General features: G+C 35.6%; 9 protein-coding genes. All 9 read left to right on the top strand.

All coding sequences use genetic code 11. From position 1 onward, the window contains the following. Positions 1-60 precede the first annotated feature (60 nt). The 9 genes from AC6CH4_RS23520 (at position 61) to AC6CH4_RS23480 (ending at position 18466) form a co-directional block, all read left to right on the top strand. Positions 61-2751: a DUF5695 domain-containing protein gene (locus tag AC6CH4_RS23520; protein ID WP_498107341.1), complete on the top strand. Its 2691-nt coding sequence runs from the start codon at positions 61-63 to the stop codon at positions 2749-2751. A gap of 7 nt (positions 2752-2758) precedes the next feature. Continuing rightward, a complete protein-coding gene (locus tag AC6CH4_RS23515) occupies positions 2759-4861 on the top strand; it encodes a beta-galactosidase (RefSeq protein ID WP_498107339.1) in 2103 nt (700 codons plus the stop codon). Beyond that, positions 4839-7040, top strand: coding sequence for a family 43 glycosylhydrolase (locus AC6CH4_RS23510; RefSeq protein WP_498107337.1), 2202 nt, complete (start codon positions 4839-4841; stop codon positions 7038-7040). Before AC6CH4_RS23515 ends, AC6CH4_RS23510 begins: the two co-directional genes overlap by 23 nt. A 44-nt stretch (positions 7041-7084) precedes the next feature. Then, positions 7085-8296 carry a M24 family metallopeptidase gene (locus AC6CH4_RS23505; protein ID WP_498107335.1) on the top strand — a complete coding sequence of 404 codons (1212 nt, stop codon included), beginning with the start codon at positions 7085-7087 and terminating at the stop codon, positions 8294-8296. Positions 8297-8317: 21 nt separating this feature from the next. Then, complete coding sequence (locus AC6CH4_RS23500) at positions 8318-10528, top strand: alpha-galactosidase (protein WP_498107333.1); 2211 nt, start codon at positions 8318-8320, stop codon at positions 10526-10528. A 185-nt stretch (positions 10529-10713) separates the two neighbouring features. After that, on the top strand, positions 10714-12945 hold the full coding sequence (locus tag AC6CH4_RS23495) for a DUF6055 domain-containing protein (RefSeq protein ID WP_498107331.1): 2232 nt from the start codon (positions 10714-10716) through the stop codon (positions 12943-12945). Between the two features lie 467 nt (positions 12946-13412). Then, a complete protein-coding gene (locus AC6CH4_RS23490; protein ID WP_498107329.1) occupies positions 13413-13970 on the top strand; it encodes an RNA polymerase sigma-70 factor in 558 nt (185 codons plus the stop codon). Between the two features lie 114 nt (positions 13971-14084). Next, entirely contained in the window at positions 14085-15005 is a 921-nt protein-coding gene (locus AC6CH4_RS23485; RefSeq protein WP_498107327.1) for a FecR family protein, read from the top strand. 71 nt (positions 15006-15076) lie between these two features. Next, positions 15077-18466 carry a SusC/RagA family TonB-linked outer membrane protein gene (locus AC6CH4_RS23480; protein WP_498107325.1) on the top strand — a complete coding sequence of 1130 codons (3390 nt, stop codon included), beginning with the start codon at positions 15077-15079 and terminating at the stop codon, positions 18464-18466. The last annotated feature ends 1 nt before the right edge of the window (position 18467 follow it).

The following is an 18467-nucleotide window of genomic DNA, read 5'->3' as shown; positions in this document are numbered from 1 at the left end:
AAAAAGTATAACAAAGAAGCTAAATAGACTCTATTTAGATCTTAAAAAATAATAAGAATTATGAAAAAAATAAAACTTTTGACTTTGATGATTTGTTGCTTCATTGCTTCAAATAATTTACAGGCGCAAGAATATTGGGATAAAATTAAAGCGAAAAAATCAACGCTTGAGGTAGAAAAAGGATTTCTTAATTTGAGTACAAAATCTTTCGAATTAAAATTATTGAAATCTTCTCAGACTGTTGCGGCCTTGTCTCCTCTTACAGATAAAACTTTTGATTTTACACCTGGAGAACGACTCTCTATTCGTGATAAAGACGGGCTATATCAATTAGGAGATATCAATCTTCGAATTAAAGCCGCAGACGGAAGCTGGAAAAGCTATTCTACAGCTGCTAAGCGAGTTGCTATTATTCCTTTGACTATTTCAGGAAATGTATTGGCTGCAGCTGATCTTTCGAATACATTACCAGCCGAAATTCCTTTAACTATAAAACGTTTTTACGAAGAAAAAGAAGGGAATTTAATATTGCGTTTCGAAATCACAAACAAATCAAATAGCGCTCAGGAAATAGGTGCATTAGGCGTTCCGATGGTTTTTAATAACATTTTGGAAGGAAAAACATTAGACGAAACACATCTTCACAATGTATTCTTTGATCCTTATATTGGTAAAGACGCAGGTTATCTTGAAGTAAAAAGATTAAGTGGTCACGGACCGGCATTGTTAGTGCTTCCAGAGGCCAATATGCCTTTTGAAGCCTATCGTCCGTTATTGGATGATGAAACACCAAGAAGTATTGTTTTTGAAGGTTTCCATGAATGGATGCCATTAAGTAAAGCCTATGCTGATCAGGAATGGAAAACGGCTGAACAATGGAATACGCCAACTTCATTGGTACTTCAGCCCGGAGAGGCTAAAAGTTTTTCATTGAAGTTTGTATTGGTGGATCAAATTGAAAATATTCAATCAAGTTTAATTCAAAACGAACGCCCTGTAGCGGTTGGAGTTCCGGGTTACGTTTTACCTCAGGATGTAGATGGTCAACTTTTTCTGAAATATAAAAAAGCGGTTAAATCTTTTAAAATTGAACCGGAAGGAGCTTTGACAGTAGAGGAAAAATCAAAAAATAAAAATGGTTATTTTCAATATTCTGTTCACGGAAAAAAATGGGGAAGAGCAAGATTAACGGTATTTTATGATGACGGATTAGAGCAAACAATCAATTATAAAGTGATAAAATCAGAAACAAATGTAGTAGCTGATTTTGGACATTTTTTGACAACTGCCCAATGGTTTGATGAAAAAAATGACCCTTTTCATAGAAACCCTTCGGTAATCTCGTATGATTATGAAACTAAAAAACAAGTTGTTCAGGACAGTCGTGTCTGGATTTCAGGTTTAAGTGACGAAGGTGGAGCAGGAGGCTGGCTTGGGGCGATAATGAAACAATTAATAGACCCGAATAAAGAAGAAATAGAAAAACTACAACAGTTTGTTGATAAAACACTGTGGGGCGGAATTCAATATAACACAGCTGACACGCTTAAATACGGAGTTAAAAAAAGTGTTTTTTATTATGAACCTAAATTAATGCCAGAAGGAACATACAGTAAGGATGTTAATTATAAAACATGGGCAGCATGGGACAAAAAAGGTTCTGATGATCCGGGAAGATCCTACAATTATCCGCACGTGGCAGCCGCATATTGGACCATGTATCGTTTGGCCAGATATCATGATGGGCTGGTTACCAGTCATGCCTGGGACTGGTACTTAAAAAATGCTTATGAAACCAGTATTGCGATGACAAGATTAGCGCCGTATTATGCACAGTTTGGACAAATGGAAGGAACGGTCTTTTTATTGATTTTAAAAGATTTAAAAACAGAAGGATATACTGAAATGGCCAATACTTTAGAGGCTAAAATGAAGGTAAGAGCCGATCATTGGAGAACGCTTAATTATCCTTTTGGAAGTGAAATGCCTTGGGATTCTACAGGTCAGGAGGAAGTATATATGTGGTCTGATTATTTTGGATATACCGATAAAGCGAAAATAACGCTGGATGCCATTTTAGCCTATATGCCTACAATGCCACACTGGGCTTATAATGGAAATGCCCGCAGGTATTGGGATTTTTTATACGGTGGTAAATTGTCCAGAGTAGAACGTCAGATACATCATTATGGTTCAGCTTTAAATGCGATTCCGGTTTTGGAACAATTCAGAAAAACCCCTGATGATTTTCATTTATTAAAAGTTGGTTATGGCGGATTATTAGGCGGAATTTCAAATATTACCGAAGATGGTTTTGGAGCTGCGGCTTTCCATTCTTATCCTGAAACTTTAAGAATTGATTATTTATCAGGAGATTATGGTTCGGGTTTCTTTGGTTACGCTGTAAACACTGCGACTTTTATTACCAATGAAAAAGAATACGGCTGGGTAGCGTTTGGAGGTAATTTAAAAGAGAAAGGAGATGAGGTTGAGGTAGATATTACGACAGCAGCAAAATCCAAAGTATTCATCGCTCCAAAGAAAATTTGGCTGACATTAGATGCAGGAACTTTTAAAAAGGTAAGCTACAATACTAAAACAGATAGTATTATAATTACATTAGATGCTAAAACACCTTATACTGAAAATGCCTACTTAAGAGTAGACAAGGAGGTAAAATTACCTTATGAAAAAATTAGAGGCGCCTATAAAATCGCTTTGAAAAGTAAGGCTGTTCAAATTAAATTATAAGTATGAAATGAAGCAAAAATCAACAAAACACCTCTTCAATAAAATAATATTTATTTTATTTGGAATACTAATCAGTTTAAGTTCCAGTGCTCAAAATTTTGACAAATACTTTCCAAAAAAAGACCTGACAACAGTAGGAGTATATTATTATCCGGAACATTGGGACCAGAGTCAATGGGATCGTGATTTGAAAAAAATTGCGGAAATGGGTTTTGAATTTACCCATTTTGGCGAATTTGCATGGGCACAATTAGAACCGCAGGAAGGTGTTTATGATTTTAAATGGCTGGACAAAGCTGTTAGTATTGCTGCAAAATATAATTTAAAAATTGTCATGTGTACCTCAACAGCTACACCTCCTGTATGGCTGGTTCGCCAGCATCCGGATATATTGGCTACTTATGAAGACGGCACTAAAACAGATCATGGTTCCAGGCAGCACGCATCATTTTCGAGTAATTATTATCGAAGCTATTCTTTAAAAATGATTGAACAATTGGCGAAAAGATATGGCAACAATAAAAATATTATTGGCTGGCAGGTAGATAATGAGCCTTCCCGTTTTCTGGATTATGGACCAGATGCACTGCAACGCTATCGGAATTGGTTGAAGGAAAAATATGTAACTATTGATGCTTTAAATGAAGCCTGGGGAAACAATTTCTGGAGTGGAACTTACAGTAATTTTGATCAAATAAATATTCCGTTACATAAGGAATGGGGAATGAACTTACACTCCCAATTAGATCATTATCGATTTGCAGATCAGGAAACGGCAACATTTCTGGATAGTCAGGCCATTACAATACGTAAAAACATAACAAAAGACCAATGGATTACGTCTAATTACAGGTCCAGCTATGGTGAAAGCTTTGTTGGAATGAGCAAGGAGTTGGATTTTGACTGTTACACAAGGTATTTAGTTTATGGAGGAAGTCTTGGAATTGGCCCGAAAGGATATCGATTAGGAGACTATACCAGTATCGGAATGTCTAATGATTTTTTTCGACCTTTAAAAGGAATGTACGGTTGTATGGAACTGCAGCCGGGACAAGTAAACTGGGGAAGCATTAATCCGCAGCCGTTGCCTGGAAGTATCCGTATGTGGCTATGGCATGTTTTTGCAGGAGGTAGTAAATTTGCGTGTACGTATCGTTTTCGGGCCCCTCTGTATGGTTATGAACAATTTCATTATGGTATTGTCGGTACAGATGGCGTTACGCCAACCATTGGCGGAAACGAATTTGCCCAGTTTATAAAAGAAATTGATACGTTACGAAAAAAGTATGATGCCAAAGCAGTTTTACCGGATTACTATTTAAAACGTAAAACCGGAATTCTATTCAATGCAGATAATGTTATGGGCATTGAGTTAAACAAACAAACAAAAGAGTGGAATACCATAGGACATTTTTTAAAATATTATAAAGCAACAAAATCGATGGGTGCGCCAGTTGATTTTGTTAGGGATACTACTAATTTCTCAAACTATCCTTTTTTAATAGTACCTGCTTATCAGATGATCGATCAAAAAATGATTGATAAACTAACGTTGTATGCCAAAAACGGAGGCAATCTAATCATGAGTTGTCGATCCGGAATTCAAAATCGTAAAGGCCATCTTTGGGAAGCGAAATTTTATGAACCCATGTGGAATTTAATTGGTTCTCAAATAGAATCTTATGATTTGTTAATGCCACAGTCTCCGGGTATAATAAAATTTGATAATCAGGAATTTGGCTGGACAAGTTGGGGAGATTTATTAAAACCAAATAAAGAAACAAAAATTTGGGGAACTTATGACGGCGATTTCTACTCTGGAACTCCCGCTATTATTTCACGTAATTTAGGTAAAGGAACAGTTACCTACATTGGCGTAGATTCCAAAAATGGTGAACTTGAAAAACAAGTATTAAGGAAATTATACCAGAAACAAAATGCGGCTATAGAAAATTATCCTGAAGGGATTATGGTTGATTATCGCGATGGATTTGGTATTGCAGTCAATTATTCAGATAAAATCTACAATATCAATTTACCAAAAAGTGCTAAAATTATTATCGGAACTACAGCAATAAAAACTGCTGATGTACTGGTTTGGAAATATTAATAGCAATAAGCCATTCAAGTTAATTACAATTGCAATGCTGAAAAAGAAACTATTATATAGTCTTATCATACTTGTTTTTACAGGAACCATTTTTGCTCAAAAAGATGTTGATGTAAATTCTCCAGGTGCAGGAAATCCTATTTTACCAGGCTGGTTTGCTGACCCTACTATTAAAAAATTTGGAGATATTTATTATATCTACGCTACTACTGATAACGAAATGCTGGCCTCTGGCGCACCGACAGTCTGGTATAGCAAGGATTTTAAAAATTGGTACAATTATATTATGGAAATCCCATCGTTTTCGGCCAAATCCATAACTAATTTTTGGGCTCCTGATATTATTCAGGGAGATGATGGTAAATATTATTTGTATTTTGGAAACTGTGAGATAGGCTGTAATATTTATGGATATGTTTCCGATTCGCCTGTTGGTCCCTGGAAAAAATTAAGCGAAAATGATACTCCGGTAATTTCAAACGGATATCCCAGAGAAGGTTTTCCATCTCTGGATGCACAATTTTTTAAAGATACCGATGGCAAAATTTATGGCTATTGGGGAACCTGGGTGCATTACAATGGAGGATACGCAGTTGGAGAATTGAATAAAAAAACAATGAGTGACATGATTCATTCAGCTAATATACCATTAGCCCAAACTCCGGCACCTTTTGAAGCTGCTTATATGATGAAGAAAGGCTCCAAGTACATTTTGATGTACTCCGGAGCGTCTTGTCATGATGAAACCTACAACGTTCGTTACTCTTATTCTGATTCACCTTACGGACCTTTTACGCCTGGAAAAAATAATCCGATTTTGAGTACTAATGAAGATAAAACAGTCCACGGTCCCGGGCATCATTCTGTTTTACAGGAAAATGACGATTACTACATTGTATATCACAAACACGATTATCCCATGACCAGAGGCGGGCTCGCCAGACAGGTTTGTATTGATAAAATGATTTTTGAAAACGATTCGACAATTAAAACGGTTGTGCCTTCAAATAAAGGAATAAATGACTTGGTAAAGTCTGAAGTTTCTCAGGATATTGCTTTTGGAACAAAAACTACTGCTTCTTCTTTTTATCATTTAAAATCGACTCAATATGATTATGACTACAAGCCATCGTATGCAACTGATAATAATAATGCCACAATGTGGAAAGCAGCTGATAATACATCCTCTCAATATTTAATTGTTGATTTGGGTTCAGAAAAAAAGATAAAAAGGGTAATGACCCAATTTGAATTTGCCAGTTATTATTACCAATATAAATTGGAGTATTCTTTGAACGGGACTAAATGGCAGCAGTATGTTGATAAATCTAAAAATCGTACAGCGGGAAGCCCAATGATTGATGACAACGATGTAACGGCACGATATATAAAACTAACCGTTTTAGCGACCGAAAAAACAGGACTTTACCCCGCAGTTTGGAACATCAAAGTGTACAGTTCCTTATTTGATATTCCCTTACAATTACAAAATGCAGCATCCAATACTGTTCCCGCTGTAAAAAGTACGAAGAAACTTTTAGTTGATTTAGACGCGGGCAAAATGGCTGGTAATTCAGATCTAAATACCATTTCTAATAAAGGGACTGTTGGTGGAGTTTTCGCAAAAAGCGGCACTGTATCTTTAGAAAAAACGGAAAGAATAAAAGCTTTCAGTTTTACAAATGGAACTTTGACCCTGGATAAAGCTGTACCCAAAACCCTGGCCTGGAATGGCTCTTATACAGTAGCAACCTGGGTTAAAAATCCTGAAATAGCAAGCGAAGGAGAAATTTTGGCCTCCTGGTGTGACAGAACCGCATTTGGTCTGGCAAACTCCTACAATGCGTTGGCGTACAATAGCGGCAATTATGGTGCAGGAGTACATTTAGACGGTCATTTTGATATGAAGTTTAGTAAAATCCCCGAAGCGAATAAATGGCATTATATTGTTTTAACTTTTGATGGAGTTGTTGAGAAAGTGTATGTAGATGGTATTTTAGATAATTCGCAAAACATGTTATTATCCTCGGCAATAGATAAAGCCAAAATTATAATTGGCGGATCCGATATTGGGGAAAATTTCTCTGGTTTTATGGCCTCATTACGACTTTACGATTATGCTTTGAATCAGGAAGAATTACTTCAACTGATGAAAAATACAAAACCTAAAATAGAATAAATTAAGATTGATTAATTTTACTGTTTAACGAAAAAATAAAAAAAATGGCAATTGGTATTGGCGGTTCTACTGCAGTAATTGAATTAGAAAAAATAGAAAACAGAACTCTGGATGTACAACCTATTCTGCTAAAGGAATACTTGCAACGTATACAAAAGGCAGCACAATTGATGAAGAAGCTTTCTGTTAAAGCGATATATCTTAACGCCGGAACAAACTTGTATTATTTTACAGGAACACTTTGGAATGCCTCTGAAAGAATGGTTGGTGCACTACTTTTTGAAGACGGTTCTTTAGAATATATAGTGCCAAAATTTGAAGAAGGTACTTTTAAAAAATACATGCAGGTTGAATCCAAGATTAATTGTTGGGAAGAACATGAATCTCCTTATGTTTTATTTGGAAAGTTACTGAAAGATAAAAATTTTGACAGTGGATCAATAGCCATTGATGAGTCTTCTTCTTATTTTTTAGTTGATGGAATTGCAAAGGCAAATAATGGTTATGATTTTATAACGGCGCAAAATATTACTTCAGCCTGCCGAATGCAAAAATCAAAAAATGAAATTGCCATTATTCAAAAAGCAAAGGATATTACAATTGAAGTTCAACGAGCTGCTGCAAGGATACTAAGACCTGGGATCACAGTTAGCGAAGTGACAGATTTTATAAACAAAGCGCATATAAAAGCAGGAATACCTTCCGGTTCTTATTTCTGTATTGTTCTGTTTGCAGATGATACACAATATCCCCATGGAGTTTCAGTACCTCAGCCTTTAAAAGAAAATGAAGCCGTTCTTGTTGATACAGGCTGCAGGCTGCAAGGATATCTTTCAGATATTACAAGATCGTATGTTTATGGAACTGCTTCGGAGGAATATAAAACAATTTGGAATTTAGAAAAAGACGTACAACGTGCTGCTTTTGAAGCCGCAAAAATTGGATCTTCATGCGGATCAGTAGATGATGCAGCCCGAAAAACATTGGCGGAAGCCGGATTAAGTCCGGATTATGATTTACCGGGATTACCCCACAGAGTAGGGCACGGAACCGGACTTGATATTCATGAATATCCGTATTTAGTCCGCGGAAGCGAAATAAAACTATCTGAAGGTATGGTTGTGAGTAACGAACCTATGATTTGTATTCCCGGAAAATTTGGAATCAGACATGAAGATCATTTTTACATGACTGGAGAAGGAGCAAAATGGTTCACGACACCTATGCAAAGTGTTGACAACCCATTTGGATATTAATTTAGTAATAAAAAACAAAAGATGAAGCGATTCCTACTGTTATTCCTCACAATTGTTTATTGCACTGTTCAGGCACAGGAAAGTGTTATGATTACTATTGAAACTGAAAGTTCGGCTTTGGTTTTAAAAGTAGGTAAAAACAAAAAACTCTACCAAACCTATTTTGGAACAAAGTTGAATAGTAGTTTAGAATATGAATTTATTTCGAAAGAAAATACAAAAAAGTTTGTTGTAAATGATGGTAATCCTTTAATTGATTTGCGTCATGCAGCTTATCCCACTTTTGGAACAGATAATTTATTTGAACCCGCTATCAGGATAACGCATAACGACGGAAATCCTTCATTAGAATTAGAATATCAAAGTCATACTTCTCAAAAAATAGATGCTAATGCTAGAGAAACCATTATTAAATTAAAAGATCCTCAATATCCTGTTTTTGTTAATCTTCATTACAAAATATTTTATAAAGAAGATGTGATTGAGTCCTGGACAGAAATAGAACATCAGGAAAAAAAAGCTGTTACGCTTTATAATTATGCTTCATCGGCCTTACACCTGGATGCGGATAAATATTGGCTAACCCAATTTTACAGCGATGTTGTGGAAGAGATGAGAATGGAAGAAAGCCAGCTAACAAGAGGAAGTAAAGCCATTGACTCAAAATTAGGAGTTCGAACCAACATGTTTGCATCGCCGGGCTTTTTTCTTTCTTTAAATTCAAAATCAACAGAAAATAATGGTGAAGTCATTGCAGGTTCAATTGCCTGGTCTGGAAATTTTAAATATACATTTGATATTGACAATAATAACGAACTAAGAATTATTTCAGGAATCAATGAGTTTGCATCAGAATACAATTTAGAACCCGGAAAAATATTCAAAACACCTCCATTTATTTATACATTTTCGAATCAAGGAAAAGGGCAGGCGAGTAGAAATTTACACGCCTGGGCAAGAAAATACGGGCTTAAAGATGGTGAAAAACCACGTTTAACTTTATTAAATAATTGGGAAACGACTTTTTTTGATTTTGATCAGATTAAATTGGCCAGGATGTTTGAAGATGCCAAAACACTGGGAGTTGATATGTTTTTGCTTGATGATGGCTGGTTTGGAAATAAATATCCAAGAAGCGGTTCCGTATCAGGACTGGGAGACTGGCAGGCCACAAAAACAAAGTTGCCTGATGGAATTGGTTATCTGATGGAAAAAGCCAAAGAAACCAATGTGAAATTTGGTATTTGGATTGAACCGGAAATGGTCAATGAAAAAAGCGAGCTATATGAAAAACATCCGGATTGGGTTCTAAGTTTGCCTAATCGTGAAAAGAGCATTTATCGCACCCAATTGGTTCTGGATTTATGCAATCCAAAAGTTCAGGATTTTGTATTTAAGGTGGTAGATGATATTATGCAGACCCAGTCTGGTGTCGCCTTTTTTAAATGGGATTGCAATCGAATGATGACCAGTGCTTTTTCATCCTATTTAAAAAATCAACAATCACATTTATTTATAGAATATACAAAGGGTTTGTATAAGGTTTTAGACAAAATAAAATCCAAATACCCCAACCTTCCCATGATGCTTTGTGCTGGTGGCGGTGGCAGGGTGGATTATGGAATGTTAAACTATTTTACAGAGTTTTGGGCAAGTGATAATACAGATCCTTTTGATCGTGTTTTTATACAGTGGGGATATTCTAATTTTTATCCTGCATTGGCGACCTGTAATCATGTAACTTCGATGGGAAATCAATCTGTAAAATTTAAGACTGATGTTGCTATGATGGGGAAACTGGGTTTTGATATTAACGTTGGAGAATTAAAGCCAAACGAATTAAAATTTTGCCAGGAAGCTGTTGCTAATTACAAACGGTTAAGTCCGGTAATATGGCAAGGAGAGTTGTGGCGATTAATTTCGCCTTATGAAGATACCAGAGCAGTTTTAATGTATGTAAATAAGGATAAAACACAATCGGTAGTTTTTTCCTATACCCTGCATCCGCTAACGGATCCTAATTACAGTTTGGTGCGGCTAGAAGGACTTGATCCTTCAAAAAAATATAAAGTAAAAGAAATTAATATAATGCCCGAAAGCAAAAACACTTTTGAAGAATCAGGCAGTGTATTTTCAGGCGATTTCCTAATGAAAATTGGATTAAAAGTTTCTTCTTCCAAACAGGAAAGTAGTGTTGTATTAGAGATTATAGATACAGAAGTGAAAAATTAACGTAATAAAATATAAAATTTGCAATTTGACAGATTGCTGTTTGTAACTATTTGTGTAACAGATTTGTATGTTTAATAAATAGGTAAAATAGTATTAATTGAAGGTAATATTGTCTTATAAAGACTATAATTTCAGGATTATATTTACAATACAATGTATTTCTTAACCTATTAATTAATAATACTATGAAAAAACTTTTACTACTAGTTGTCGTATTTCTGGCAAGTCATTTTGCAATTGCCCAGAAAACGCTTTTTACTCCCACAGAATGGAGTGATCCAAATAATGAGTTTTATAATAAAGTATCCAGCTCCAGAAAGTATGAGTCTACGAACTTTGTACTCTATTGGGGTGATAAAGTGGGTACAAATCCGGCTGCTTATTCTGATCCAGCATTAAGGTTTACACCAAAATCGGTTACAGATACCCTTGAAACTAGCTTTAAGCGCTATATAACCGATTTGCACTTTATTAATAATGCTCCAACCACAAATTTTGGCAAGTACAAAATCATTATTATGATGATGAACACCTGGAATTCTACAGATCCGAGGTTAGAGGCTTTTGCACAGGCTAGTTCATTTAGTAATACCATTGGTGCCATGTTTGTACATCCTGAAGCCACCAGAGACGGCGGGGCATTATCGCACGAGTTTGCACACACGCTGCAGATGATGATGCATATTCAGGAAAATCCAGGCAACGGAACTGCATTCTCCGGCTATGACTGGGCGGGTCCGTTTTTTGAAGGCCATGCTAATTTTATGCGGGCTCAGGCGTATTCTCAATGGTCAGAGATTGACGGCACTTTAACCAGGTGGATACAGACCAAACATTTTATGTGGTCCTCTAATCGACATCATTACACGAATTTTCATTTGATGTATTATGTTCAGGAAAAAGAGGGTTTTGATTTTACAAGACGTATGTGGGCAGAATCTATCAATGAAGAACATCCACTTCAAACAATTAAGAGACTAAAAGGCTTTACGCAAGAACAACTCGATGATTACCTTTGGGGTTATGCACAAAGACAGCCTGCATTCGACTATCCTATTCAATGGAATTCCCAAATAAATACGACCAGTAATTTTGGAAAGACAATCAGAAACGTTTACAATAGCATAAAGACCAATATGCCGCGTTATACCAGCAGGCAATACACGCTGTTAACTAAAGTTACAGGTACCACAGATCAATATTATACCAATAATGACTGGGCTCCACAGGATTACGGAATGAATGTAATTCCGCTATACCCAACATGTGCGGGAACTCAAAAGAAAGTTACGATTAAGTTCAAAGGACATACAGAGGTTAATCCAACTCAGGCCGGCTGGAGATATGGTTTTGTTACCACAAAAACAGATGGTACAATATCTCGTTACAGTCCCATGTACAAAACTGATGGTGAGGCTTCTTTTACTCTTAGTACAGCTACAGAATCAAATATTTTTCTGGTAGTTTTCTCGGCACCGAAAGTTCATGTTAATTACAATATGGATGTGGGTTATCCTAAGCAAAGAAGATATCCTTATGAACTAAAAATTGCAAATGCCACTCCGGAAGGATATCAGCCGGCAGCCAGTTTTAGAAGTTTTCTTAAAACAAATGGACATTTACATACTAACGGAGGAGGATGGGTATCCAATAATGCGACTGTTGCATCAACAGTTTATGTTGGTCCTTATGCAGTTGTCAGAGCCGGTAGTATTTCTGGAAATGCCCGTATAGAGGAGTATGCAATGGTAGATGGAGGAACTATAAATGGTAATGCAATTGTAAGAGGAAATGCATGTGTTTACAATGCAACCTTATCCAATAGTGCCATTGTTGAAGGTAATGCCTGGATGGAAGGAGGATCAGTTTCTAATACAGCCAATATTAAAGGAAATGCCATGCTGTTTGCCGGTAATTTTGGTAGCTCAGTTGTAGTGGGAGGAGATGCAGAAATTGGCAGTTGCTCTACGCCTGGTGTTTATTTGCAATTTCCTTACTGGAGAAACGGCAGAACTGATTGCGATGGTAAAGGAGCTAGCGATGCTTCTAATATCGATATAAATCCGGCATTTACAAATTTTACAGCTGCACAAATGGCTTTTAGTACAACACCAACATGTACGGTAAGTACGCTTGCCGCAAATAAGGCAACTCTTGATTCAGAAGAAGATTTGAGTATTTACCCCAATCCAACATCGGCAAACATCAATATAACTTTTCTGCAAACCGAGCAGCAAAAGGTAACCATTTCATTATTTGATATGAGTGGACGTAAGCTAAATGTTATTACGGATAAGATCTATGAAGTTGGCAGAATTGAAATTCCGTTCAATTGCAGCCATTTGATTAAAGGTGTTTATCTATTACGCATTCAAACCGGAAACACTATTGTAAATAAATCATTTATTAAGCAATAGCTATTTAGTATTTTTAACGTGCCATTTATTTGCCTGAGAGATTTAGTATAAAAACAAAAGCAAGGAACATGGTAACTATCAGACAAAGAGCCTGCAAAATATTTATTTTGCAGGCTCTTTTTTAGTTTCTGTAACATCCAATTTATAGTTGCTTTCAGATTCCTGTCTACTGTTATTCGAATTATCTTATCAAAGGCCTGTTGTAAATCTGTTTTGATTTCATCAATTAGATGCAAAAGTAATTTTCCATGTGAAATGTTAATGCAATGTTTTATAATCAGACTGATTTATTAATATAAACGTAACCTTATCGACCTACCCTGATTTTAATTTTGAAGACATATTATAAAACAACACACTGTAGAATATGTCATTTTTAAAATTAAGAATACATCGAAAAAAAACAATCGGGATTGGTGATTTAATAACCGCCGTTCATTCACTAAATAATACAAAAGTGACCTATTATGTATAAGAGGTTTACAGATGAAGAGCTTGTTGAATTATTAAGACAAGGAAAAGATAAGGCATTTGATGAATTGTATTTTCGGTATCGGGATGTATTGGTTCGCTTTGTTTATATGCGAATGAAATCTGTTCCTGTTTCTGAAGAAATTGTTCAGGAGGTTTTTACCACAATTTGGGAACGCCGAAAGATTTTGGTTATTCAAAAGAAATTTTCGGCCTATATCTATACTTCGGTTCGATATACGACTTTAGATTATATAAAATCACACACTATTACCGACCAATATATCAAGGAGGTTGTCGATAGAAGCAATGATAACTACAGCAGTACCAGCACTACTGAAGATGCTATCTATTATGAAGAACTACAAGAAGCGGTAGATAAAGCCGCTTTGTTACTTCCAAAAAAATCTAAAGAAGTTTTTATTTTAAGTCGCATCAAACACTACACTAACAAAGAGATAGCCGAAGAACTTAATGTTTCGCACGAAACCGTAAAGTATCATATTGCTTATGCACTAAAATTTATGCGAAGCTATTTGAGCGAATTCAACTGACAACAGATTTACAAATTTTGATATACGCTTTTTTCTTAACAAAAGCGTAACCTTATCAACCTACCTGAAATTAAGATTTCTAAGACATACTATTAAAGAGATAAATAAATTATAATGCCTGAAAAATTACATCAAGATATAAAACTTTTTTTACAAGGTAAGCCTTCCTTAAAAGGAGAAGAAATATGGAATAAGTGGTACGACCACCAGAAAGATTTTTTTGACCCTGCTCTAATTATTGAATCCGATCGTTCGAAACTAAAAAAAGAAATTAGAGAAATAAAGAAATCAGAAAAGGTGTTTTTTCTTCAGAATAGAAATTGGACTATAGCGGCTTCTCTGTTATTATTAATGAGTTTGTCTTTTTTTGTTTATCAATCATCTGTAAACACAATAACGAAACAATACGCTACGAAGCCGGGAGAACACGCTGCAATAATGTTGAGTGACGGAACTAAAATCTGGTTAAATGCCGGAAGCCTTTTAAAATATCCTGCCAAATTTAAAGGAGATACACGAGAAGTTTATTTAACCGGTGAAGCTTTTTTTGATGTTGCCAAAGACAAAAAACATCCTTTTATTATTCATACTAATAAAATGGATACCAAAGTTTTAGGAACTAGTTTTAATGTTCAGGCTTATCCGGATCATGCTACGCAGGAAGTTTCGGTTTTAACCGGACGAGTTAATGTAAAATCGACTGTTACAGAAGAGAATGTATATGTAACTCCGGGGCAAAAAGTAGTTTTTAAATCAAAAAGCAATAAACTGAAGGCCTTTACAGATATTCCCATGAATTCTATTTCATTATGGCGAAAAAACATCATTGTTTTTGAAGATGCTCCTTTGCCCGAAGTCATTGCAACAATTAATCGCAAATATAATGTTACGATCGAAATTGGAAACAAGAATTTAAACAATCTAAAAATAAGCGCCTATTTCAAAGAGCTTCCCGTCGAACAGGTTGTCGCTTTGGTATGCAATATCATAAATGCTGATTATAAACTGGAATCGGGAACTTATATCATACGATAACTTTTTAAAATCAAACGAATCAATCTACGTAGAAAACCAATCATAATCAAGAACAATTAAAACTCAAAAACATGACTAAAAAACAAATGCGGTATGTTGTAAACTGTCAGAGCATTAAAAAATCCGTAATGACCAAAGCACTTCTTTTTGTGGCTTTATTTTTTATCGGATTAACTGCAAAAGCAGCCAGCGTAGATATAGGCAAAAGAGTTACCTTAAAAGTAGAAAATGAAAGTATCAGGAATGTTTTTCAGAAGATAGAAAAACAAATTGATGTGCATTTTATGTACGAAACGAACCAGGTTAATACCAATCAAAAAATTAGTTTAAAACTGAATAATGTTACACTAGAGCAGGCACTAGATAAAATATGCAGCAATTTTTTCCTGAAATATGAAATTGTAAGCAATAATATTGTAATCAAAAAAAGCCAAAAAGTTTCGAATGCCGATCAAAATAAAATCAGCATTTCAGGAACTGTTTACGGAGGTAATGACGGAATGCCGTTGCCAGGCGTAGGGATTAAAGATAAAGGTTCTGATGCAGCAACAACAACAGATTTTGACGGAACTTTTAAGATTGAAATCAACGCAGCTGAGGCTATACTTGTTTTTTCGTATGTTGGTTATGTTGATCAGGAAGTTAAAGTAACACAAGCCGACAAAAACATTACTATCAAATTAGTAGCCGATATGAAACAACTGCAGGAAGTTGTAGTTATGGGATATGGTAGTGTAAAAAAGAATGAAGTTTTAGGATCTGTAGGATCTGTTTCTATGAAGGAAACTTCGAGCAGGACATACAACAGCGCCGCTGAATTACTACAAGGGACTGTTGCCGGTGTTACGGTGCTTAGTAATGGTGGTGACCCAACGGCTGAACCAACAATTAATATTCGTGGTATTGGTTCTTTGAATGCTGAAACACCATTAATTGTTTTGGACGGAATTATTTACAGTGGTTCTTTGAATACCTTAAATCCAAATGATATTGCTTCGATAAGTGTTTTGAAAGATGCGGCTTCTGCAGCAATTTACGGAGCAAGAGCTTCTGGAGGTGTAATTTTGATTACGTCTAAAAAAGGAGTTTCGGAGCGTATTAATGTAAATGTAAATTATCAGGGAGGTTTTCAGAATGTAGCTAAAAAACTGGATGTTCTTAATGCTGCCGAATATGCCGACGCAATGAACACGGCAAGAGATAATGCAGGTATGCCAAGAATTCCTGCTTTTGATCCGGCATTTGAACCAACGGCGAGAACGACAAAAACAAACTGGATGGATGAAATTTTTCACACAGGAGAAATTCAGGATTTGTCCCTTTCTATAAACGGTAAAACAGAAAAATCTAATTTCTTTGTTTCAGGAAGTTATAGAAAAAACGAAGGGATTTTATTAAATACTTTTGGTGAGCGTTATACAGCAAGAGCAAACTCCTCTTTTAAATTAGCGCCAAATTTTACAATTGGAGAAAATTTATCCTATTCGTTAACTAACGGTCAGAGCGCCAATACATCAAGTGGTTATACAGGAGCAATTTTGGCAGCCATTTTTTATCCGCCAAATGCAACAATATATAGAGAAGATGGTTCAGGACAATTTGGTGGAGTTCCGGAAAAATATATTGGTTCTTATGGAGATGTTATCAATCCTGTTGCTTATTTGAAAAGACTGGATAACAGAAATCCTGTGTCGACTATTTTGATCAACCCTTATGCAGAATGGGAAATTATCAAAGGTTTGAAAGTAAAAACAAACTGGGGTTACACCAGAATCCAGGATAATGCAAAAGATTTTGCAGTAAAAATTACAGAGCCGGGAAAAATATTTGACTTTAACCGATTAACGCAAAAGTCACTTACAACCACTGATTTATTAGGTGAACAAACAATTTCTTACGAAAAATCTTTAGGAAAACACAATTTCAAAGCTTTAGCCGGATATACTTATCAGGAAACAAAAAGAGAATTTTATACGATTGAAGGAACAGGTTTTGATAACGAAGATCCATCGCAACGTTATTTGCTAAATGCGAAATTAATTCAGCAAACGGCAGCAGGATTATCTGACGAAATTATTTCATCTTATGTTGGGAGGTTAAATTACGATTTTAATCAAAAATATTTATTCTCAGGAATCATTCGTCGTGACGGAACTTCAAAACTTTTATCAGAGAATCGCTGGAAAGTTTACCCCTCTGTTTCTGCAGGATGGTTAATTTCTGAAGAAGAATTTATGAAAAATATTAGCCCAATCGTAAGCAATTTAAAACTGCGCGCAAGCTGGGGACAAATAGGAAATTTAGGAAATCTTGGACCATACCAATTTAGTGTTCCACTGAATCAGACTCAGGCTTTAATTGGTTCAACTCCGGTAATTAATTATGGTTATGCGGAAGGTGAATTATCAAATCCTAACTTAAAATGGGAAAGTTCAGAGCAAACAAACATTGGTTTGGATTTTACAATGTTCAACAATACCCTTACAGGATCTGTAGATGCATACGTAAAGAAAAACAAAGACATGTTGGTTCGTGATCAGCTTCCGGGTGTTTCAGGAACTCCACAAGGTCGAATTGTAAACTCTGGAGATGTTGAAAATAAAGGTATTGAAGCTAGTTTGACGTACCAAAAAACGCGTGGAGAATTTAAGTTTGACGTAACAGCAAATGCTGCATTTTTAAGTAACAAAATTGTTTCTATTAAAGATGGTTTAACGTCTCTTGAACCTTTAAACATTAGCCGTGTTCGTAGTTTGCCTTTAGCCAATATTTATCAGGTTGGAAGTCCGGTTGGTGCTTATTACGGATACGCTACAGACGGATTATTTCAAAGTAATGCCGAAGCAAAAGGATATGTAAACAGTTCTGGTACAGTGTATCAGCCAAATGCAGTTGCCGGAGATATTAAATTTAAAGATGTAAACGGAGATGGCGTAATTAATAACAGCGATAGAGTAATACTTGGAAACCCGTTTCCAAAAACGACTTACAGCCTAAATGCCAACTTTAGATATAAAGGTTTTGATATGAATATCTTTTTTAACGCAGTAGCAGGAAATAAGATTTTTAATGCCGTAAAATATACAGGTCTAAACGCTTCTTTCCCTGGATATAATTTATTGGCTGATTCTAAAAATGCATGGTCGCCAACAAATACAGATACCAATATTCCGGTTCTTTCCTCGACAGATAATAACAATAACTTTGGGAGAATCTCTGATTTTTATATCGAGGATGCTTCATTCATAAGATTAAAAAATGTTTCGATTGGTTATACTGTTAAAGAAAATTGGCTGAACGGAAAAGCAAAACTTAGATTCTTTATTTCAGGACAAAATTTATTTACAATTACAAATTACTCCGGAATGGATCCTGAAGTTGGACTTAGCAACTTTGGCCTGGACTTAGGAAAATATCCACTTTCCCGTATTTATATGACGGGTGTAAATGCAACTTTTTAAA

Source organism: Flavobacterium sp. GQ95 (genome assembly GCF_059758655.1).
The sequence above is the reverse complement of the archived record's forward strand: the minus strand, read 5'-3'. Positions and strand labels throughout refer to the sequence as shown.

What these genes read in the sequence shown, in the direction of transcription:
- AC6CH4_RS23520 (WP_498107341.1), top strand. Translation starts at nt 61, where the DNA reads ATGAAAAAAATAAAACTTTTGACTTTGATGATTTGTTGCTTCATTGCT.
- AC6CH4_RS23515 (WP_498107339.1), top strand. Translation starts at nt 2,759, where the DNA reads ATGAAGCAAAAATCAACAAAACACCTCTTCAATAAAATAATATTTATT.
- AC6CH4_RS23510 (WP_498107337.1), top strand. Translation starts at nt 4,839, where the DNA reads ATGTACTGGTTTGGAAATATTAATAGCAATAAGCCATTCAAGTTAATT.
- AC6CH4_RS23505 (WP_498107335.1), top strand. Translation starts at nt 7,085, where the DNA reads ATGGCAATTGGTATTGGCGGTTCTACTGCAGTAATTGAATTAGAAAAA.
- AC6CH4_RS23500 (WP_498107333.1), top strand. Translation starts at nt 8,318, where the DNA reads ATGAAGCGATTCCTACTGTTATTCCTCACAATTGTTTATTGCACTGTT.
- AC6CH4_RS23495 (WP_498107331.1), top strand. Translation starts at nt 10,714, where the DNA reads ATGAAAAAACTTTTACTACTAGTTGTCGTATTTCTGGCAAGTCATTTT.
- AC6CH4_RS23490 (WP_498107329.1), top strand. Translation starts at nt 13,413, where the DNA reads ATGTATAAGAGGTTTACAGATGAAGAGCTTGTTGAATTATTAAGACAA.
- AC6CH4_RS23485 (WP_498107327.1), top strand. Translation starts at nt 14,085, where the DNA reads ATGCCTGAAAAATTACATCAAGATATAAAACTTTTTTTACAAGGTAAG.
- AC6CH4_RS23480 (WP_498107325.1), top strand. Translation starts at nt 15,077, where the DNA reads ATGACTAAAAAACAAATGCGGTATGTTGTAAACTGTCAGAGCATTAAA.